The following is a 21032-nucleotide window of genomic DNA, read 5'->3' on the forward strand; positions in this document are numbered from 1 at the left end:
TGATCCCACGCGCCGCCCCTGCCCCCATATTTTTGAAAAGGACCACAAAAATGGCTCCCAAAGTACTCATTTCCGACAGCCTGTCGGAAGCCGCCGTTCAGATCTTTCGCGACCGTGGCATAGACGTTGATTTCCAGCCCGATCTGGGCAAGGACAAAGACAAACTGGCCGAAGTGATCGGCAACTATGACGGCCTCGCGATCCGCTCCGCCACCAAGGTGACGGAAAAGATCCTCGCCGCCGCGCCGAACCTCAAAGTGGTCGGCCGCGCGGGCATCGGCACCGACAACATCGACAAGGAAGCCGCGTCGAAACAGGGTGTGATCGTGATGAACACGCCCTTCGGCAACATGATCACCACTGCCGAACATGCCATCGCGATGATGTTCGCCGTGGCGCGCCAGATCCCCGAAGCGTCGGCCTCCACCCACGCCGGCAAATGGGAAAAGTCGAAGTTCATGGGCGTTGAGCTCACCGGCAAGACGCTGGGCGTCATCGGCGCGGGCAACATCGGCGGCATCGTTTGCGACCGCGCGCGGGGCCTCAAGATGAAAGTCGTGGCCTATGACCCCTTCTTGGGCGAAGAAAAGGCCGAGAAGATGGGTGTCGAAAAGGTCGAGCTGGACGAACTGCTGACCCGCGCCGATTTCATCACCCTCCACGTTCCCTTCACTGAGCAGACGGCGAATATCCTCAGCCGCGAGAACCTTGAAAAGACCAAGCCCGGCGTGCGCATCATCAACTGCGCCCGTGGCGGTCTGGTTGACGAAGAAGCGCTCGCCGACCTGTTGAAATCCGGCCATGTGGCGGGCGCGGGTTTCGATGTCTTCGCAGAGGAACCGGCCAAGGAGAACCCGTTGTTCAACCTGCCCAACGTGGTCTGCACGCCGCACCTGGGTGCCGCGACCACCGAAGCGCAGGAAAACGTGGCGCTGCAAGTGGCCGAGCAGATGTCGGACTACCTGCTGACCGGTGCCGTGACCAACGCGCTGAACATGCCATCGGTCACCGCCGAAGAAGCCAAGGTCATGGGCCCATGGGTCAAACTGGCTGGTCACCTCGGTGCCTTCATCGGTCAGATGACCGACGAGCCGATCAAGGCGATCAATATCCTTTATGACGGCTCCGTCGCACAAATGAACCTCAAGGCGCTGAACTGTGGCGTCGTGGCGGGTATCATGAAACGCGCCAACCCGGACGTGAACATGGTTTCCGCCCCCGTGGTCGCCCGTGAAAAGGGCATCCAAATCAGCACCACCAACCAAGACAAATCCGGCGTCTTCGACGGCTATGTCAAAGTGACCGTGGTGACCGAAAAGCGCGAGCGCTCCATCGCGGGCACCGTGTTCTCGGATGGCAAGCCGCGCTTTATCCAGATCAAAGGCATCACCATCGATGCCGAGATCGGGGAACATATGCTTTACACAACCAACGAAGACGTGCCGGGCATCATCGGCACATTGGGCCAGACCATGGGCGAAAACGGTGTGAACATCGCCAACTTCACCTTGGGCCGCCATACCGCCAAGGGCGAGGCGATTGCCCTGCTCTATGTGGACGATCAGGTGCCAGAAACCGTGATCGGCAAGCTGCGCGACACCGGCATGTTCCGGCAGATCAAGCCGCTGCAATTCGACGTGGCCTAAGCCTCGCAACTGCACAATCTGAAAGCGCCCCCTCGTGGGGCGCTTTTGCTTTTGGGAGTATCGTTGGTCCAAGCCTTTCCTTCGCGCTGGCTTTGCGGCATCACGAGGGGGTGCAGAAGGACAGGAACGACCATGCCCAACCCCATCTATGCCATCGGAGACATCCACGGTTACGCTGCCGAACTTGAGCGCGTGCTGACTTTGATCGAAGAAGACGGCGGGCCAGACGCGCGCATCGTCTTCCTTGGCGATTACACCGACCGTGGCCCCGACAGCAAAGCGGTGATCGAACGGCTGGTCACCGGCAAGGCCGACGGCCGCAACTGGACCTTTTTGATGGGCAATCATGACCGCATGTTCAGTTGGTTCATGGAGGATTTCCCGCGTCATGATCCGCTTTTGCTAGTTGAACTGAATTGGCTGAACCCGCGCTTAGGCGGCGACACGACGCTGGGGTCCTACGGTGTACCCGTCAACGGACGCGACCGGATGTCAGACGTTCATGCAAAGGCCCGCGAAGCGGTGCCGCAGGCGCATGTCGACTTCTTGAAAACCCTCGCGCTGTCGCATCAAACGCCCGACCACTTCTTTGCCCATGCGGGTATCCGCCCCGGGGTGCCGCTGGATGATCAGACCGAGAATGACCTGCTGTGGATCCGCAAAGAGTTTCACGAATTCACCGCACCACATCCCAAGCTGATCGTGCATGGCCACACCCCTGTGGATAGCGCTACGCATTACGGTAACCGCGTCAACCTCGACACTGGCGCGGGCTACGGAAAACCGCTTTGTGCAGCGGTGTTTGAAGGCGAAGACGTTTGGGTTCTGACGCAACAGGGGCGCAATCGCCTGCGCCCCTGATTGGTTCACGTCCAGTCGAGGACTACTTTGCCCGACTGGCCGGACTTCATCGCGGCGAAGCCCTTCTCGAAATCATCTACGCCGAAGCGATGGGTGATGATCTGCGAGACGTCGAGCCCGTTTTCCAGCATGGCGATCATCTTGTACCACGTCTCGAAAATCTCGCGGCCATAGACGCCCTTGATGGTGATCGCCTTGAAAACGATCCGGCTCCAGTCCACCGGCGACTTGCCCGGTGGGATGCCCAGCATGGCGATACGCCCGCCCATGGTCATGGCCTCGACCATCTGATCGAGCGCCTGTTGGTTGCCGGACATCTCTAAACCGACGTCAAAGCCCTGTTTCATCTTTAGCCGGGGGATCACGTCGGCCAAATTCTCCTCGGCGACATTAACCGTCACCACATCGGCGACCTTTTCCGCAAGCGCCAGCCGCGCAGGGTTCACATCAGTGATCACCACATGCCGCGCGCCCACATGCCGCGCGATGGCGGCGGCCATGATGCCGATGGGGCCCGCGCCTGTAATCAACACATCCTCGCCCACCAGATCGAAGCTGAGCGCTGTATGCACCGCGTTGCCCAAGGGATCGAGGATCGCGCCGATGTCGTCCGAAATCTCATCCGGCAGCGGGACAACATTGAACGCGGGCAGCTTAAGGTACTGCGCAAAGGCCCCCTGCTCGTTCACTCCAATACCCCGCGTTGCGGGATCGAGGTGGAATTTGCCCGCGCGGCTTTGACGCGACTGTTTGCCGATCAAATGCCCCTCGCCCGAGCAGCGCTGGCCGATCTCCAGCCCTTCGACATTGCGGCCCAATTCCACGATCTCACCCGCGAACTCATGGCCGGTGATCAGTCCCACCGGCACGGTCTGCGCAGCCCAGTCGTCCCAATTCCAGATGTGAATATCGGTGCCGCAGATACCGGTCTTGTTGATCTTAATCAGCACGTCATCCGGGCCGATTTCCGGCACCGGGGCGTGGGTCATCCACAGCCCCTCGCGGGCATGCAGCTTTGACAGCGCCTTCATTTCATTCGTGGTCATTCGATCACCCCACATGCCTTGCCAGCCACTTCAAAGGCTTTCAGCGCCCGGTCCAATTGCTCGCGCGTTAAGGCTGCGTTCATCTGAGTGCGGATGCGGGCCTGCCCGCGTGGCACCACCGGGAAGAAGAAGCCGGAGACATAGACCCCCTCCTCAAAGAGCTTTGCCGCCATGTCCTGCGCCAGTTGCGCCTCGCCCAGCATGACCGGCACGATGGGATGCTCGCCCGGCAGCAGGTCAAAGCCAAGCCTTTCCAGCCCCGCACGCCAGTATGCTGTGTTTTCGAACAACTGCGCGCGTAGATCATCGCCTTGCTCCACCAGTTCCAGCGCCCGCATCCCTGCCATGACAATCGACGAGGGCAGCGAGTTGGAAAACAGATAGGGCCGCGCGCGCTGGCGCAGCAGGTCGATCACCGCCTGCGGCCCGGCGATATAGCCGCCAATCGCCCCGCCAAGCGCCTTGCCCAGCGTGCCGGTCACGATGTCGACCTTGACCCCGTGATGCGCCGGGGTGCCCGCGCCCTTTGGCCCCATGAAGCCGGTGGAATGGCAATCGTCGACCATCACCAGCGCCTCGTATTTCTCCGCCAGTGCGGTGATCTCGGGCAGGTTCGCCAGATAGCCGTCCATGGAGAAGACCCCGTCCGTCGCGATCATGATGAAGCGAGCGCCGTCTTCACGGGCCTGTTTCAGCTTGGCCTCCAGATCTGCCATGTCGCTGTTGGCGTAGCGGTAGCGCTTGGCCTTACACAGGCGGATGCCGTCGATGATCGACGCATGGTTCAGCGCGTCCGAGATCACCGCATCCTCCGGCCCCAGCAGCGGCTCGAACAGCCCGCCGTTGGCGTCGAAACAGGCGGCGAAGAGGATCGAATCGTCATGCCCGAGGAAGCCCGCCAGCTTCTGCTCCAACTCGCGGTGGATGTCCTGCGTGCCGCAGATAAAGCGGACCGAGGCCATGCCGAATCCCTTCTCGTCCATCGCCTCTTTGGCGGTGGCAATCAATTCGGGATGATCGGCAAGGCCGAGATAGTTGTTGGCGCAGAGGTTGATAACCTCGCGGTCGCCCACCGCGATCTCCCCGCCCTGCGGTGTGGTGATCAGGCGCTCGCGCTTCATCATGCCCTCGGCGTCGATCCCGGCCAGAGTGTCGGTGATGTGGTCCAGAAATGCTTTGGTCATGAGACTCTCCTTTTGAGAATCATCTACCATAGCGGAGGCTATTCCGGAATAGAGGATTTCTTGAATAGCGGATTTTTTCCGATATACCGGATATCAGGCGTCCTGCACGACCAGGAAGGCCCGCACCGGTCCCGCCGTGGCGCGGATGGCGTGGGGCACGTCGGCGGCGTAGCGCGCGGTGTCTCCGGCCTGCAATTGCTCGGTCCCCGCGCCGCTGGTGATCTCGACAGCACCTTCAAAGACGCTCAGATGCTCACGGGCACCACGGGTATGCGGGGCGCTGTCCAACATGCCGCCCTCGGCGATGAGCAGCTCATACACCTCATGATGCCCGGCCTCTTCCGGCGGGGATAGGATGCGGATGCGACAGCCGGAGCCAAGGTTGTTGATCGTCGGCACCGCAGCACTGCGCAGCACTTCAATCTGCGCTTCGGTGGGGGCACCATCCAAAAGCCCCGCGAAATCCACCTGCAACGCACGGGTCAGGTTCCACAGCGTGGCGATGGTCGGGCTCGATTCCCCGCGTTCAATCTGGCTCACCATAGAGCGCGACACCCCCGACAGCTTGGCCACGGCATCAAGCGACAGCCCCTGCCCCTGCCGCGCTTCTTTCAGGCGGGCGGGCAGTTGCGTCAGGATCTTGTCATTATTTTCCGTCATGGCGGATATGTCGCGCGGCGCACTGCCCCTGTCAAGCGGCGCTTTGACGGGACGTTTCGCCTGACAATGGTTCATCTCCGCCCCATAGTACCGCCAACGGATAGAGGAGAGCTTCATGTCAAACGATATCGTCATCTTGGGCGGCGCACGCACCGCCATCGGTAATTTCGGCGGCAGCCTTGCCGCGACCCCGCCAACCACCTTGGGCAGCACCGTGGCCCGCGCCGCGATGGAGCGTGCAGGCGTTGACCCGGCGCAGATCGGCCATGTGGTTTTCGGCAATGTCATCAACACCGAGCCGCGCGACATGTACCTCAGCCGCGTCGCCGCGCGGGAGGCGGGTGTGCCTGATGAAGTGCCTGCGATGAACGTGAACCGCCTGTGCGGTTCGGGCGTGCAGGCGCTGGTCTCGGCCACCCAAAGCCTCATGCTCGGTGATGCGGATTTCGCCCTTGCCGGGGGGGCCGAGAGCATGTCGCGCGCGCCCTATATCCTGCCCGACGCCCGCTGGGGCCAAAAGATGGGCGATGTCCGCAGCGTCGACATGCTTTTGGGCACGCTGAACTGCCCCTTCGGCACCGGTCACATGGGGGTCACCGCCGAGAATGTGGCGGATGAGCATACCGTTACCCGCGAAGAAATGGACGCCTTTGCCCTGCAAAGCCAAGAGCGCGCAGCGGCGGCCATCGCGGCGGGGCATTTCAAAGATCAGATCGTGCCGGTCGACGTAAAGGTCAAGCGCGACATGGTGCCGTTCGACACCGACGAACACCCCAAGGCGACCACCGCCGAAGCGCTGGCCGGGCTGCGTCCGGTGTTCCAGAAGGACGGGCGTGTCACCGCCGGTAACGCCAGCGGCATCAATGACGGTGCGGCAGCACTGGTGCTGGCCCGCGCCGAAGCGGCTGAGGCCGCTGGGTTAAAACCCCGTGCGCGCATTATAGGCTACGCCCATGCTGGTGTGCGGCCTGAGGTGATGGGCATCGGGCCGATCCCTGCCGTGCAGAACTTGCTGAAACGCACCGGGCTGAAAGCCAGCGACTTCGACGTGATCGAAAGCAACGAGGCCTTCGCCAGCCAAGCACTAGCTGTGAACAAAGAGCTGGGCTTTGATCCTGCGAAGGTGAACCCCAACGGTGGGGCGATTGCGCTTGGCCACCCGGTCGGCGCGACGGGGGCGATCATCACCGTAAAGGCGCTTTATGAGCTGGAGCGGATCGGCGGCAAGCGCGCGTTGATCACCATGTGCATCGGTGGCGGTCAGGGCATCGCGATGGCAATCGAACGTATTGCCTAAATGCGGGGGGCCTCCGCGGCCCCCTGCCCTAAAGCAGCGCGTCGATCAGGGCGATTGTGGTGGCCCCGGCCATGCCGGACATCACCGCAGTCGCCGCGATATAGCGCCAGAAACGCGGGCGGCGCGGCGGCTGCTCTTCGGCTTGACGGTTCAGCGCCTGTTCGACCAGCCCCGGCAAACGCGGACCAAAGCGGGCCATGACCATCGCCGTGTCGCGCAGATCAGAAACGATCGCGCGCGGCCCTAGCGACTTGGTGATGTAATCGGTCACAATCGGGCTTGCGACTTCCCAGATGTTGATATGCGGGTTGAGCGAGCGGGCGACGCCCTCGACCACGACCATGGTGCGTTGCAGCAAGATCAGCTCGGTCCGGGTTTCCATGCCGAAACGCTCAGTCACTTCGAACAGATAGGTCAGCAACCGAGCCATGGAGATGCGGGTAGCGTCCATGCCGAAAATCGGCTCGCCTACCGCGCGCAGGGCGCGGGCGAATTCATCGACATCCTTGTCAGCGGGCACATAACCCGCCTCGAAATGCACTTTGGCCACGCGCATATAGTCACGACGGATGAAACCGTAGAGAATTTCCGCGTACACCCGACGGGTATAGCTGTCGATATGGCCCATGATGCCGAAGTCATAGGCGATGATATCGCCGTTGGCCGCAACCTTGAGGTTGCCTTGGTGCATGTCGGCGTGGAAATAACCATCGCGCAGGGCGTGTTGCAAAAAGAGTTGCAGCACCCGTTCCGACAGCGCCACGCGGTCGTGCCCGGCGGCATCGAGTGCCGCGTTGTCGCCCAGCGGCAGGCCATCGGCCCAGCCCAGCGTCATCACGCGGCGGCCCGAATAATTCCATTTGATTTCGGGCAGTTGAAAGCCGGGATCATCTTTGGTGTTGGCCGCGAACTCAGACGCGGCAGAGCTTTCCAGCCGCAGGTCCAACTCGCCACGCACCACGCCGTCGAAATGTTCGATCACGTCCATCGGGCGCAGGCGGCGTGAACCAGGCGAGAAAATCTCGGCCATGCGGGCGGCTAGGTAGAAGGCGTCAATGTCCTTGCGGAAGGCTTTTTCGATGCCGGGGCGCAGGACTTTGACGGCGACCTCTTCGCCGGTCTCGGCCAGCCGCGCGTGATGCACCTGCGCGATGGAGGCCGCGGCGACGGGTTCGCTGAACTCGGAAAAGATCGCGTTGACCGGCTCACCCAACTCCTGCTCGACCGCCCTGCGGGCAAGCGCCGTTTCAAAAGGCGGCAGCTTGTCTTGCAGCACGCGCAATTGCACCGCCAGATCGTCGCCCACCACGTCAGGCCGGGTCGACAGCACCTGACCAAATTTGATGTAGGCCGGGCCAAGCGCCGTGAGCGCGCGGGTGGCGGGCGGCATGTTCGGGTCGCCCTTGTAGCCCAGCCATTTGAACGGCAGGCCAAGCGCGCGGGCGACGAAACGCAGCGGCGGGGAGGCGTCAAAAGCATCCAGCACCACATTCATCGCGCCCGCGCGTTCCAGCGTCGCGCCGGTGCGGATCAACCGCCAGATGTTGTGCGGACCGCGCATCAGAGTTTCCAGCCCGAATGCAGCGCCGCGATCCCCATGGTCAGGTTGCGATATTTGGCCTGCCCAAAGCCCGCCGCGCGGACCATCGACAAGAAGGTCTCTTGATCGGGGAAGTTACGGATCGATTCGACCAGATATTGATAGCTGTCGCGGTCGCCCGCGATGGCCTGTCCCATGCGCGGGATCACGTTGAAACTGTAGAGGTCATAGGCTTTTTGCATCGCCGGGTTGGGCAGTTGGCTGAACTCCAACACCATCAGACGGCCACCGGGGCGCAGCACGCGGTAAGCCTCGTTCAGCGCCTCTTGAGGGCGGGTCACGTTTCGGATGCCGAAGCTGATCGTGTAGACGTCGAATGTATTTTCGGGAAACGGCAGCGCCATGGCATCGCCCACCACCCAATCGAGGCTGCCGGTCAGGCTGTCGGCCTCGGCCCGTTTGCGGCCTTCGACGAGCATCGGCTCGGTCAAGTCAAGCACCGTGGCATGACCGTGGCCCGCGCGGCCTAGAAATTTGAAAGACACATCGCCCGTGCCCCCCGCCACATCGAGCAACTTCTGACCGGGACGCGGGGCGAGCCAATCCATCATCGCTTCTTTCCAGACGCGGTGGATCCCCATGCTCATCACATCGTTCATGATGTCGTATTTGCTGGCGACGGAGTTGAACACACCCTGCACGCGACCTGCTTTTTCATGCTCGGGTACGGTCTCGAACCCGAAATGGGTGGTTTTGTCGGCGTCCTGGGTCATCTGCTCTTGCGATCCTCTGGTTCAGTCCCTTGTTATAGGGTGCCGTAGGCTGGGGACAATGCGTGCCTTTTGTCACAGGCAAGCCAGAGGGGAAACCGAGATGCCGGAACTGCCAGAGGTCGAAACCGTCCGCCGGGGGCTGGCCCCCGCGATGGAGGGCCAAGTGATCGCCCGGGCCGAAGTCAACCGCCCCGATCTGCGCTGGCCCTTCCCCGAGCGGATGGCCGAGCGGTTGACCGGGCAGCGGGTCGGGCTGCTGCGGCGGCGGTCGAAGTATATTCTGGCCGATCTGGCGAGCGGGGAATCGCTGTTGGTGCATCTGGGGATGTCGGGGCGGATGCTGGTCTCGGGCGACCCTCTGGGGCAATTTCAGCACAACCACCCCGCGCCCGAGAAACATGACCACGTCGTGTTGCATATGGGTAACGGTGCGCGGATCACCTTCAACGACCCCCGCCGTTTCGGCGCGATGGATCTGATGCCCACCGCCGGGGCCGAGACGCATAAACTGCTGGCCTCGCTCGGGCCGGAACCCTTGGGCAATGACTTTCACGAAGCGCATCTGGTGGCCGCACTAAAAGGGCGCAATACACCGATCAAATCCGCCCTGCTGGATCAGCGGATCGTAGCAGGTTTGGGAAATATCTATGTCTGCGAAGCGCTTTACAGGGCGGGCATTCACCCGGCCCGCAAGGCCGGGCGTATCTCGGCCACCCGGATCGCGGGGCTGGTGCCAATCATCCGCAACGTGCTGGCCGATGCGATCGAGGCGGGGGGATCGTCACTGAAAGACTTCCGCCAAGCCGATGGCGAATTGGGCTACTTCCAACATAGCTTTGATGTCTATGGGCGGGAGGGCGAACCCTGTCGCAGACCGGGTTGTGATGGCACCATTGGCCGCATTGTTCAGAGCGGCCGGTCCTCCTTCTATTGCCCGCGCTGCCAAAGATAACTTGAAACATGGGGGTGCCGTGGTATGCACATTCCCCTGAGCGCAACAACAAAGAGCATTCTTGATGGCTTACGAAACGATCACCGTGGACGTGGACAACCATGTGGCCCTGATCACCCTCAACCGCCCGGATGCGCTCAATGCGCTCAACGACGCGTTGCTGGGTGAATTGGCCAAGGCGCTGAAAGGCGCGCAGGAAAACGACAAGGTGCGCTGCATCGTTATTACCGGGTCGGAAAAGGCATTCGCTGCCGGCGCCGACATCGCAATGATGCGCGAGAAAAGCTTTGTCGACGTCTTCATGGGGGATCTCTTCACGCCAGAGACCGATCAAATCCTGCGCGTGCGCAAGCCGATCATCGCAGCCGTGTCGGGCTATGCCTTGGGCGGTGGCTGCGAATTGGCGATGATGTGCGATTTCATCATCTGTTCGGAAAGCGCCAAGTTCGGTCAGCCCGAGATCAACCTTGGTGTTGTGGCAGGCATCGGCGGGACACAGCGTCTGACCCGTCTGGTGGGCAAGTCCAAAGCGATGGACATGAACCTGACGGGCCGTTTCATGGATGCCGAAGAAGCGGAACGTTCGGGCCTCGTCTCCCGCGTTGTGCCGGTGAAAAAGCTGATGGAAGAAGCCATGGCCGCCGCCGGCAAAATTGCCGAGAAATCGATGATCTCGGCCACCGTGGTCAAGGAATGCGTGAACCGCGCCTATGAGGTGCCGCTGAGCGAAGGCCTTCTGTTCGAGCGCCGCATGTTCCATTCGCTGTTCAACACCGAAGACCAGAAAGAAGGCATGTCGGCCTTCCTTGAAAAGCGCGAAGCGCAGTTCCGCGACAAGTAAGCGATTCCAGTGGCGCGGCTTGCATTGCCGCGCCTGCTGTCTTATAGGCAGCCCCAATACATGCGCGTGCAGCCCGCTCTGGCTAGAATCACCTGCCCTTTGGGGGCCCGGATTTCCGGTAGGGTTGGCGTCACGCATTGCTACGCAACAAAATGAACCCGAAGGCTGATACTCATGGCAAACACAACACAATCCGCAAAGCGCGCACGTCAAAACGAGAAACGTTTTGCGATCAACAAAGCCCGTCGTTCGCGCATCCGCACCTACCTGCGCAAAGTCGAAGAAGCTATCACCTCCGGTGATAAAGAAGCCGCAACCGCAGCTCTGAAAGCCGCCCAGCCCGAGCTGATGCGCGGCGTCACAAAAGGCGTTTTCCACAAAAACACCGCGTCGCGCAAAATGTCGCGTCTGGCCGCACGGGTCAAAGCACTGGGTTAATCCTGCCCCACAGCCAACCCTTTGAAAGACAAGAGGCGCCGCATTGCGGCGCCTTTTTTCGTGCGAGTGCAGCGAAAAAAACACGTCAGAGATTCTTTTCAGGCAATCTCTGAGTCAAGATGGAAGATATGTTGAAGCGGACCTGAAACACTTGCTACCAAAGGTTCAGCGATTCATTTCGCTTGGGGGGACAGGCCCTGAAACAGGCGTCAGCCAATTGGCAGAATGCCAACTTCAGGGAAGTGCGGATGGCCGTTGAAATACGGCACGATGCACTGTCGTGAATGCTGCTGCCAGCACGTTTACCCTGTCGATGAGAACACGAACGGTTCGTTCAGCGCCTCTTGCGCCGGTTTACGGTGTGGCAGGCTAATGGGCAGGCCATTCTAGCAAAGTCCGAAGGACACAGGTCGGTCATCCGCGTGGGACCGGGTGGATGATCTGTTGCCGGGTGAAACGAAAATTTAGGGTCGGGATCCACTCGGCCTCTGTGCGAAGAGCAAAGCGGGACGTTAGGCACGATGACATTAGATCACTGGGGCGAGATCAAAGAGCGGCTTCTGAAGACCGTTGGGCAAAACAACTACACCACTTGGATTGAGCCGCTTGTGCCCGGCGATGTCGAAGATGGAATCGTGACACTCAAGGTGCCCACGAACTTCTTTGGCAATTACGTCAGCCAGAACTTCTCGGACCTGATCTTGCATGAAATTAACGCCGCTGGCACCGATGCCACGCGCCTGAATTTTGCGCTGAACCAGCAGCCCGCCAATGCCGCCGACAAGCCCGCCCCAGCTGCGCGGCAGACCACCGCCGCTGCAAAGCCCGCCGCCAATAGCCAGCTGAGCACTGCCCCGCTCGACCCGCGCTTTAGCTTTGACAACTTTGTTGTTGGCAAACCAAACGAACTGGCCCATGCCGCCGCGCGCCGTGTTGCCGAAGGTGGCCCGGTCACGTTCAACCCGCTGTTCCTCTATGGCGGTGTCGGTCTGGGTAAGACCCACCTGATGCACGCGATCGCCCGCGAGCTGCATGAGCGCAAGCCCGAGATGAACGTGCTTTATCTTTCGGCCGAGCAATTCATGTACCGTTTTGTGCAGGCGCTGCGCGACCGCAAGATGATGGACTTCAAAGAGATCTTCCGTTCGGTCGACGTGCTGATGGTCGATGACGTGCAGTTCATCGCGGGCAAGGATTCAACGCAGGAAGAGTTCTTCCACACGTTCAATGCGCTCGTGGACCAGCACAAACAGATCATTATCTCTGCCGACCGCGCACCGGGTGAGATCAAAGACCTCGAAGATCGGGTGAAATCACGCCTGCAGTGCGGCTTGATCGTGGACCTGCACCCGACGGACTATGAGCTTCGCCTCGGCATTCTGCAAAGCAAGGTCGAAGTGCAGCGCAAGACATATCCGGACCTCGAAGTTGCCGATGGCGTTTTGGAATTCCTCGCGCATCGCATTACCTCGAACGTCCGCGTGCTCGAAGGTGCGCTGACCCGTCTGTTCGCTTTCGCCTCGCTCGTGGGCCGTGAGATCGACATGGGCCTGACCCAAGATTGTCTGGCCGACGTGCTGCGCGCCTCAGAGCGCAAAATTTCGGTCGAGGAAATCCAGCGGAAAGTGTCGGATCACTACAACATCCGTCTGAGCGATATGATCGGCCCCAAGCGTCTGCGCAGCTATGCCCGCCCACGTCAGGTGGCGATGTATCTGTGCAAGCAGATGACCAGCCGCTCCTTGCCAGAGATTGGCCGCCGCTTTGGCGGGCGTGATCATACCACCGTCATGCATGGTGTGCGCCGGATCGAAGAACTGAAGGTTTCCGACGGTCAGATCGCCGAGGATCTGGAACTGCTGCGCCGGGCGCTCGAATCCTGACCCAAATCTGCTGACGGGGTTGTGTTCAGGACACGGTTAAACAGCGATCAGGGGCGCAGCTTGCGCCCCTCTTGCAATCGCAGCAACAAAGCCACAAAAGTTCTTGTGTAAGCGTGGGAACCGGGTAGTTTGCCTCTCCCGGCAATCGGTATGGGAGAAGGCATATGAAATTCAGCATCGAACGCGCGGCACTGCTTAAGGCCGTTTCGCAAGCCCAATCCGTCGTTGAGCGGCGCAACACCATTCCGATCCTCGCCAACGTGCTGATCGAAGCCGAAGGCAGCGATGTCTCCTTCCGCGCCACCGATCTGGATATCGAAGTGGTCGATAAGGTCGCCGCTCAGGTGGAACGCGCCGGGGCCACCACCGTTTCGGCGACGCTGCTGCATGAGATCGTGCGCAAACTGCCCGACGGTGCGTTGATCAGCCTTACCGCCGACACCGCCGCCGGCCGTCTGACCGTCGAAGCGGGCCGATCAAACTTCTCACTGGCGACACTGCCGCGCGAAGATTTCCCGGTTATGGCCTCGTCGGAATATGCCTCCAACTTCTCGGCGCCTGCCCCGGTGCTGCGCCGCCTGTTCGACAAATCCAAATTTGCCATCTCTACCGAAGAGACGCGCTACTACCTCAACGGCGTCTACCTGCACATTGCGGATGCCGAAAGCGGCAAAGCGCTGCGCTGCGTGGCGACCGATGGCCACCGCCTCGCGCGGATCGACGCCGCAATGCCTGAGGGCGCGGCTGAGATGCCCGGCGTCATCGTGCCGCGCAAGACCGTGGGCGAACTGCGCAAACTTCTGGATGACGACGAGATGGAGATTGCGGTTTCCGTTTCGGAGACCAAGATCCGGTTTGCCACCCCTGCCATCACCCTGACATCCAAGGTGATCGACGGTACTTTCCCCGACTACACCCGTGTGATTCCCCAAGGGAACACCCGCAAGATGGAAGTCGACGCCGCCGATTTCGCCCGCGCGGTGGACCGCGTGGCAACCGTGAGTTCCGAGCGTTCGCGCGCCGTGAAACTGCAACTGGACGAAGACCGTCTTGTGCTGTCGGTCAACGCACCTGACAGCGGTGCTGCGGAAGAAGAACTTGCCGTGGCCTATGCGGATGAGCGGCTGGAGATTGGCTTCAACGCGAAATACCTGCTGGAAATCGCCAGCCAAGTGGACCGCGAGAACGCTGTGTTCCTGTTCAACTCCTCTGGCGACCCGACACTGATGCGTGAAGGCAATGATACGTCTGCGGTCTATGTCGTCATGCCGATGCGCGTGTGACTTGGGCGGGAATTTTTGAAATTCCCGCGCCGTTTTCTTTGAAAGAAAACGGAGTCTGAATGACGCAGCTGTATCTATCCAACCTCGGCCTCTCGCATTTCCGCTCGCACCGCCGCGCGGTGATCGATGTCGACGTGCGCCCCGTGGCGATTTATGGGCCGAACGGTGCGGGCAAGACCAATATCATCGAGGCTATTTCTCTACTGTCCCCGGGCCGCGGCCTGCGCCGAAGCAGCGCGCAAGATATGGCGCGTCGGCCCGAAGCGCTTGGATGGAAGGTGACCGGCTTGCTGCACGGCCCGTCGGTTTTGCATGAGGTCGACATCTGGTCCGAGGCGGGCGCTGCGCGGCAAACCAAGATCGACGGCAAAGCTGCCGCGCAGACCGCGCTAGGTCGGATCGCGCGGGTGCTTTGGTTGATCCCCGCGATGGACCGGCTGTGGATTGAAGGGGCCGAAGGGCGGCGGCGGTTTCTGGATCGCGTCACCCTGTCGATGCTGCCCGATCATGCGGAACTGTCGTTGAGCTACGAAAAGGCCATGCGCGAGCGGAATCGCTTGCTAAAGGATATGGTGCGCGAGCCTGCGTGGTATGCCGCGCTTGAAAGTAGCATGGCCGAAACGGGCGCGCAAATTCATGCCAACCGCCTCCACGCCCTCGCGGCGCTGGAAGCCGCTCAAGACGAAGCGCAAACCGCCTTCCCTATCGCCACTTTGGCCTTACAATGCGACATGCCGAGTGAGGCCGAAGCGCTGCGCCGTGCCCTGTCAGACAACCGAATGCGGGATCTTTCTGCGGGGCGTACACTGATTGGCCCGCACCGCGCCGATCTGGAAGGCACCTATGCCGCCAAGGGGGTCGCTGCGCGCGATTGCTCTACCGGAGAGCAAAAGGCGCTTCTCGTCTCGCTGATCCTTGCCAATGCCCGCGCCATCGCCGCCGAATTCGGTGCCCCGCCGCTGCTGCTGCTGGATGAGGTAGCGGCACATCTTGATGCCACCCGTCGCGCGGCGCTTTACGATGAAATCTGTGCGCTTGGCGCCCAAGCTTGGATGACCGGCACCGGGCCTGATCTGTTTGAGAATCTCGGGGACCGCGCGCAGTATGTCGAAGTGACCGAAGAGAAGGGTCTCTCTCGGGTGGAGGCCAGCGTATGAGCATTTCCCTTGCCGACCTGCTGCTCTATTGTGGCGCGTTGCTGATCCTCTTCCTTACCCCCGGCCCGGTCTGGCTGGCGATGATGGCACGAGCGCTTTCAGGCGGGTTTCAGGCCGCATGGCCGCTGGCACTTGGCGTCGCGATTGGCGACATGCTCTGGCCGCTGGTGGCGGTGCTCGGGATCACATGGATCCTCTCGGTTTTTGATACGGTGATGGTGGTGCTGCGCTGGATCGCCAGTGGGGTGTTTATCCTGATGGGCGTGGCCCTGATCCGGCAGGCGGGCGAGAAGATCAGCAGCGACAGCCGCCTGACCCGCCCCGGGATGTGGTCCGGTTTCGTCGCGGGCATTGTCGCGATCCTTGGCAATCCGAAAGCGGTGCTGTTCTACATCGGCGTACTGCCCGGTTTTTTTGATCTGCGCGCAGTCACCGGGCCTGACATTGGCCTGATCCTCGCCGCGTCAGTCATTGTACCGCTAATCGGTAACCTTTCTATCGCGCTTTTGGTCGGCCGTTTGCGCGGCTTTTTGACCACCCCGCGTACGCTGAGGCGGATCAATCTAGTCTCTGGTGGCATGCTGGTTTTCGTGGGCCTTGTCATCCCCTTCGCCTGACACAAAATCTTGTGTCATTCGCGTGACAATGCTGGTCGAAAACACTATAAATCGGGCAAACGAGAAGGGTTATTTCCGCATGTCCGATACCGCGCAGACACCACAGGAATACGGCGCCGATTCCATCAAGGTTCTCAAAGGGTTGGAGGCCGTCCGCAAACGCCCCGGCATGTATATCGGTGACACCGATGATGGCTCTGGCTTGCACCACATGGTCTATGAGGTCGTGGACAACGGGATTGACGAAGCACTGGCCGGTCACGCCGACGCGGTGACGGTCACAATCCACGCGGATGAGAGCGTTTCGGTCAGCGACAACGGACGCGGCATTCCGGTGGGCATCCACGAGGAAGAGGGCGTTTCCGCCGCCGAGGTCATTATGACCCAGCTGCACGCAGGCGGTAAGTTCGACAGCAACTCCTACAAGGTATCCGGCGGTCTGCACGGGGTCGGCGTTTCCGTTGTGAACGCCCTGTCTGACTGGCTGGAATTGCGCATCTGGCGCGAAGGCAAGGAACATATCGCCCGGTTTGAAGGTGGCTTTACGACCAAACACCTCGAAGTCTTGGGCGACACCGACCGTACCGGCACCGAGGTCCGTTTTATGGCCTCTACCGACACGTTCTCGAACCGGGAATACAGCTTTGAAACGCTGGAAAAGCGCCTGCGCGAACTGGCCTTCCTGAACTCCGGTGTGCGCATCATCCTTACCGATGAACGCCCAGTAGAGCCACTGCGGACAGAGCTTTACTACGACGGCGGCGTCAAGGAATTCGTTAAATACCTTGATCGGCACAAAACCTCTGTCATGCCCGAACCGATCTTTATCACCGGGGAGCGGGACGACATCGGCATCGAAGTGGCGATGTGGTGGAACGACAGCTACCACGAAAACGTTCTGCCCTTTACCAACAACATCCCGCAGCGCGATGGCGGCACCCATATGGCTGGTTTCCGTGGCGCGCTGACCCGCACGATCAACGGCTATGCGCAATCCAGCGGCATCGCCAAACGTGAAAAGATCAACTTTACTGGCGACGATGCCCGCGAAGGTCTGACCTGCGTGCTGTCTGTCAAAGTGCCGGATCCAAAGTTCTCCTCCCAGACCAAGGACAAGCTGGTCTCCTCCGAAGTGCGCCCGGCTGTCGAAGGTCTGGTAAACGAAAAGCTGGCCGAGTGGTTTGAAGAAAACCCCAATGAAGCCAAGCAGATCGTCGGCAAGATCGTCGAAGCCGCACAGGCCCGCGAAGCCGCTCGCAAAGCACGGGAATTGACCCGCCGCAAATCTGCGATGGATGTGAATTTCCTTGCAGGTAAGCTCAAGGATTGCTCGGAGAAAGACCCGTCGAAGACCGAAGTCTTCCTCGTCGAGGGTGACAGCGCCGGCGGCTCCGCCCAGACCGGCCGCGACCGTCAAACTCAAGCGATCCTGCCGTTGAAGGGTAAAATCCTCAACGTCGAACGCGCCCGCTTTGACCGGATGCTGGGCAGCCAAGAGATCGGCAACCTCGTTATGGCGCTTGGCACCGGGATTGGCCGAGATGAGTTTAACCTCTCCAAGCTGCGCTACCACAAGATCGTCATTATGACCGACGCCGATGTCGACGGCGCACACATCCGGACGCTCTTGCTGACCTTCTTCTACCGCCAGATGCCTGAGCTGATCGAAAACGGTCACCTCTACATCGCGCAGCCGCCGCTCTACAAAGTGTCGCGTGGCAAGTCCGAGGTTTACCTCAAAGACCAAGCGGCGATGGAAGACTACCTGATCCAGCAAGGTGTCGACGGGGCAATGCTGCGTCAGGGCAACGGCGAAGAAATCAGCGGCCAAGATCTGACTCGCGTGGTCGACATGGCGCGCCAGTTGCGCCGCGTGTTGGAAGCCTTCCCGACCCATTATCCGCGCCACATCCTCGAACAAGCCGCCATCGCCGGCGCCTTCGTCGATGGCGCGGTGGACAGTGACCTGCAAGGCGTCGCCGACAAGGTCGCCGACCGTCTGAACCTGATCGCGCTGGAATACGAGCGCGGCTGGCAGGGTCGCATCACCCAAGACCACGGCATCCGCCTCGCCCGTATTCTGCGCGGCGTCGAAGAGGTGCGCACGCTGGACGGCCGCATGATGCGTTCCGGCGAGGCCAAGAAATCCGGCAGCTTCACCAAGCACTTGCAAGAGGTCTACGATCAGCCCGCCAACCTGATCCGCAAGGACCGCAGCCAGATGATCTATGGCCCCATGGACCTGCTAGATGCGATCCTTGCTGAGGGCGAGAAGGGCCTGTCGTTGCAGCGCTACAAAGGTCTGGGCGAGATGAACCCCGATCAGCTGTGGGAGACCACGCTAGACCCTGACGCGCGTACGCTGCTTCAGGTCCGGGTGGAGGACATGGCCGAAGCGGATGATCTCTTTACCAAGCTGATGGGCGACGTGGTCGAGCCACGGCGCGAGTTCATTCAGCAGAACGCGCTGAGCGTGGAGAACTTGGATTTTTAGGGAGGTGTAGGGAGGCGGGACTGTCTCCGCTGCGTATAGGTATAATAAGCCGTTTAATTATAGCGGCCTATGACAAACCCCTTAGCGCTTTACCGTAACTTTCAGACATATGTGCCGCGCAGCCGTAACTGCGCGGCACATTCTTTAAATCGGGTGATTTAGCCGATGATGCTGTTTAGCGTCTTGGATGGGCGCATCACGGAGTCGGTCTTGGCCGCGTCGGTGCGGTAGTATCCTCCCAGATCAGCCGCTGGCCCCTGAACCGCTGCAAGCTCGCCTAAAATAGCCGCTTCATTGGTTGCCAGTGCTTCTGCGATTGGCGCGAAGTGGGCGGCAAGCTCTGTATCCTTGCTTTGTGCGGCAACCGCTTCGGCCCAATACCGCGCGAACCAGTAGTGGCTGTCGCGGTTGTCCGGCTCACCCACTTTGCGCGAGGGGGAGCGACCATTGTCGAGGATGCCCTGCGTTGCCACTTCGACGGCTTCGCCCAAGATGCGGGCCTTATCGTTGCCCTTGGCATCGGCCAAGAACATCAGGCTCTCGCCAAGCGCACAGAATTCGCCAAGGCTGTCCCACCGCAGGTGGTTCTGCTCGACAAGTTGCTGCACGTGTTTCGGGGCCGAACCGCCCGCGCCGGTTTCGAACAAGCCGCCGCCGTTCATCAGCTTCACGATCGACAGCATCTTGGCAGAAGTCGCCAATTCCAAGATCGGGAAGAGGTCGGTCAGGTAATCGCGCAGCACGTTGCCGGTGATGGCAATCGTGTTCTCGCCTTTGGTGATCGTCTCAAGCGAGGCACGGGTGGCTTCGCGTGGGGCCATGATCTCGAACTTATCGGCCACGCCTTGGGCCTCAAGGATCGGCTTCACGTAGGAGATCAGTTCGGCGTCATGGGCCCGGCTTTCGTCCAGCCAGAAGATCGCCCGGCAGCCTTCGGCCTTTTGGCGGGAAATGGCGAGGTTGACCCAATCCTCAATCGGCGCCTTGCGTGCAGAGGAAGACCGCCAGATATCACCGGCGTCGACTTTGTGCTGGTGCAGCACAGTGCCATCGTCGAGGATCATCTTGACGGTGCCCGCCTCAGCCAATTCAAACGTGGTGGGGTGAGAGCCGTATTCCTCGGCCTTTTGCGCCATCAGGCCGATGTTCTGCACCGTGCCTGCGGTTGCCGGATCAAGCTTGCCGTTCTCTTTGAAGAAGTTGATCGCCTCGTCATAGACGGGTGCATAGGAGTTGTCGGGGATCACGCAGTTGGCGTCGTGTTCCTTGCCGTCCGGGCCCCAGCCCTTGCCGCCAGCGCGGATCAGCGCGGGCATCGAGGCGTCGATGATCACGTCCGAGGAGACATGCAAGTTGGTGATGCCCTTGTCGGAATCGACCATATACATCGGCGGACGGTCTCCCATGCAGGCGTTGATGTCGGCCATGATCTCCGTCTCGCCTTTCACGCGCTCCAGCAGGTCGCCGAGGCCGGAGTTGGGGTTCACGCCCAGTTCCTTGAGCTTTTGCCCATGCTTTTCAAACACCGGCGCAAGGTAGGCTTTGACTGCGTGACCGAACAGGATCGGGTCAGAAACCTTCATCATCGTCGCTTTGAGGTGCAGCGAGAAAAGGATGCCGTCTTCTTTGGTTTTTTCAATCTGGGTGTTGAGGAAGTCCTTGAGTGCCGCGGCGCTCATGAAGGTCGCGTCGACCACGGTGCCTGCAGGATACTCAAGCCCGTCTTTCAGAACCGTCTCACCATCCGCCGTTTCCAGCACGATCTTTGCGCCACTCGCGGCGTCGAGCGTGGCGGAAACTTCGTTAGAGAAGAAATCATTGCCGGACATCGACGATACATGCGTCTTGCTGTCGGATGCCCAATCGCCCATCCGGTGCGGGTTCGATTGCGCGAAGCTTTTCACCGCTTTGGCAGCGCGGCGGTCAGAGTTGCCTTCGCGCAGAACCGGGTTCACAGCCGAGCCCTTGATCGTGTCATACTTGGCCCGAACGGCTTTCTCTTCGTCGGTGCTGGGGGAATCAGGGTAATCAGGCAAGGCAAAGCCTTGGGACTGCAGCTCTTTGATGGCGCCGACCAATTGCGGCACAGAGGCAGAGATGTTCGGCAGCTTGATGACATTCGCCTCGGGGGTTTTTACCAAACGGCCCAATTCGGCCAGATCGTCGGATTGACGCTGGTCTTCGGTCAAAGCCTCAGGGAAGGTCGCCAGAATACGCCCGGCAAGGCTAATATCTTTCGTGCCGACGCTCACACCAGCGGCTTTGGCGAATTTTTGGATGATCGGCAACAGGGACGCCGAGGCCAGCTCCGGCGCTTCGTCAACTTTAGTGTAAATGATGTCGGACATGATATGCTCCAA

At 60.6% G+C, this 21032-nt stretch carries 17 protein-coding genes; 11 read left to right on the forward strand and 6 right to left on the reverse strand.

Annotated features, from left to right (window positions below):
- The first annotated feature begins 50 nt into the window (after window positions 1–50).
- Both serA and BM229_RS10115 read left to right on the forward strand, forming a co-directional pair.
- The gene (gene serA, locus BM229_RS10110) at window positions 51–1646 is read left to right on the forward strand and encodes a phosphoglycerate dehydrogenase (protein WP_093927525.1); all 1596 of its coding nucleotides are present in this window, start codon (window positions 51–53) and stop codon (window positions 1644–1646) included.
- Window positions 1647–1778: 132 nt separating this feature from the next.
- Window positions 1779–2507, forward strand: coding sequence for a metallophosphoesterase family protein (locus tag BM229_RS10115; RefSeq protein WP_093927526.1), 729 nt, complete (start codon window positions 1779–1781; stop codon window positions 2505–2507).
- 5 nt (window positions 2508–2512) lie between these two features.
- Here BM229_RS10115 and tdh read toward each other — a convergent pair whose 3' ends face one another.
- From tdh to BM229_RS10130, 3 genes are all read right to left on the reverse strand, one after another.
- The gene (tdh, locus tag BM229_RS10120; RefSeq protein WP_093927527.1) at window positions 2513–3553 is read right to left on the reverse strand and encodes an L-threonine 3-dehydrogenase; all 1041 of its coding nucleotides are present in this window, start codon (window positions 3551–3553) and stop codon (window positions 2513–2515) included.
- The gene (locus tag BM229_RS10125; protein WP_093927528.1) at window positions 3550–4737 is read right to left on the reverse strand and encodes a glycine C-acetyltransferase; all 1188 of its coding nucleotides are present in this window, start codon (window positions 4735–4737) and stop codon (window positions 3550–3552) included. Before BM229_RS10125 ends, tdh begins: the two co-directional genes overlap by 4 nt.
- Window positions 4738–4830: 93 nt before the next feature.
- The gene (locus BM229_RS10130) at window positions 4831–5397 is read right to left on the reverse strand and encodes a helix-turn-helix domain-containing protein (RefSeq protein ID WP_093927954.1); all 567 of its coding nucleotides are present in this window, start codon (window positions 5395–5397) and stop codon (window positions 4831–4833) included.
- 115 nt (window positions 5398–5512) lie between these two features.
- On the opposite strand from BM229_RS10130, the gene BM229_RS10135 reads away from it, so the two are divergent.
- The gene (locus BM229_RS10135) at window positions 5513–6694 is read left to right on the forward strand and encodes an acetyl-CoA C-acyltransferase family protein (RefSeq protein WP_093927529.1); all 1182 of its coding nucleotides are present in this window, start codon (window positions 5513–5515) and stop codon (window positions 6692–6694) included.
- A gap of 28 nt (window positions 6695–6722) precedes the next feature.
- Here the strand turns inward: BM229_RS10135 and ubiB are convergent, their stop codons facing one another.
- The gene (gene ubiB / locus BM229_RS10140) at window positions 6723–8255 is read right to left on the reverse strand and encodes a 2-polyprenylphenol 6-hydroxylase (RefSeq protein WP_093927530.1); all 1533 of its coding nucleotides are present in this window, start codon (window positions 8253–8255) and stop codon (window positions 6723–6725) included.
- Entirely contained in the window at window positions 8255–9007 is a 753-nt protein-coding gene (ubiE, locus tag BM229_RS10145; RefSeq protein ID WP_093927531.1) for a bifunctional demethylmenaquinone methyltransferase/2-methoxy-6-polyprenyl-1,4-benzoquinol methylase UbiE, read from the reverse strand. Before ubiE ends, ubiB begins: the two co-directional genes overlap by 1 nt.
- A 100-nt stretch (window positions 9008–9107) precedes the next feature.
- On the opposite strand from ubiE, the gene mutM reads away from it, so the two are divergent.
- The 8 genes from mutM (at window position 9108) to gyrB (ending at window position 18672) form a co-directional block, all read left to right on the forward strand.
- Window positions 9108–9959, forward strand: coding sequence for a bifunctional DNA-formamidopyrimidine glycosylase/DNA-(apurinic or apyrimidinic site) lyase (mutM, locus tag BM229_RS10150; RefSeq protein ID WP_093927532.1), 852 nt, complete (start codon window positions 9108–9110; stop codon window positions 9957–9959).
- 64 nt (window positions 9960–10023) lie between these two features.
- A complete protein-coding gene (locus BM229_RS10155) occupies window positions 10024–10800 on the forward strand; it encodes an enoyl-CoA hydratase (protein ID WP_093927533.1) in 777 nt (258 codons plus the stop codon).
- Window positions 10801–10974: 174 nt separating this feature from the next.
- Complete coding sequence (gene rpsT, locus BM229_RS10160; RefSeq protein ID WP_067622964.1) at window positions 10975–11238, forward strand: 30S ribosomal protein S20; 264 nt, start codon at window positions 10975–10977, stop codon at window positions 11236–11238.
- A gap of 521 nt (window positions 11239–11759) precedes the next feature.
- Window positions 11760–13121 carry a chromosomal replication initiator protein DnaA gene (dnaA, locus tag BM229_RS10165; RefSeq protein WP_093927534.1) on the forward strand — a complete coding sequence of 454 codons (1362 nt, stop codon included), beginning with the start codon at window positions 11760–11762 and terminating at the stop codon, window positions 13119–13121.
- Window positions 13122–13285: 164 nt separating this feature from the next.
- Window positions 13286–14404, forward strand: coding sequence for a DNA polymerase III subunit beta (gene dnaN / locus BM229_RS10170; protein ID WP_093927535.1), 1119 nt, complete (start codon window positions 13286–13288; stop codon window positions 14402–14404).
- 59 nt (window positions 14405–14463) lie between these two features.
- Window positions 14464–15561 (forward strand): DNA replication/repair protein RecF, encoded by a 1098-nt coding sequence (gene recF / locus BM229_RS10175; protein ID WP_093927536.1) that lies wholly within the window; start codon window positions 14464–14466, stop codon window positions 15559–15561.
- The gene (locus tag BM229_RS10180; RefSeq protein WP_093927537.1) at window positions 15558–16178 is read left to right on the forward strand and encodes a LysE family translocator; all 621 of its coding nucleotides are present in this window, start codon (window positions 15558–15560) and stop codon (window positions 16176–16178) included. The genes recF and BM229_RS10180 overlap by 4 nt, the downstream gene beginning before the upstream one ends.
- Before the next feature lie 79 nt (window positions 16179–16257).
- Window positions 16258–18672: a DNA topoisomerase (ATP-hydrolyzing) subunit B gene (gene gyrB, locus BM229_RS10185; RefSeq protein ID WP_093927538.1), complete on the forward strand. Its 2415-nt coding sequence runs from the start codon at window positions 16258–16260 to the stop codon at window positions 18670–18672.
- Between the two features lie 158 nt (window positions 18673–18830).
- On the opposite strand, the gene BM229_RS10190 is transcribed toward gyrB, so the two are convergent.
- On the reverse strand, window positions 18831–21020 hold the full coding sequence (locus BM229_RS10190) for an NADP-dependent isocitrate dehydrogenase (RefSeq protein ID WP_093927955.1): 2190 nt from the start codon (window positions 21018–21020) through the stop codon (window positions 18831–18833).
- Between the last annotated feature and the right edge of the window lie 12 nt (window positions 21021–21032).

The sequence above is a fragment of the Sulfitobacter dubius genome, from assembly GCF_900113435.1.
Classification (GTDB): Bacteria; Pseudomonadota; Alphaproteobacteria; order Rhodobacterales; family Rhodobacteraceae; genus Sulfitobacter; species Sulfitobacter dubius.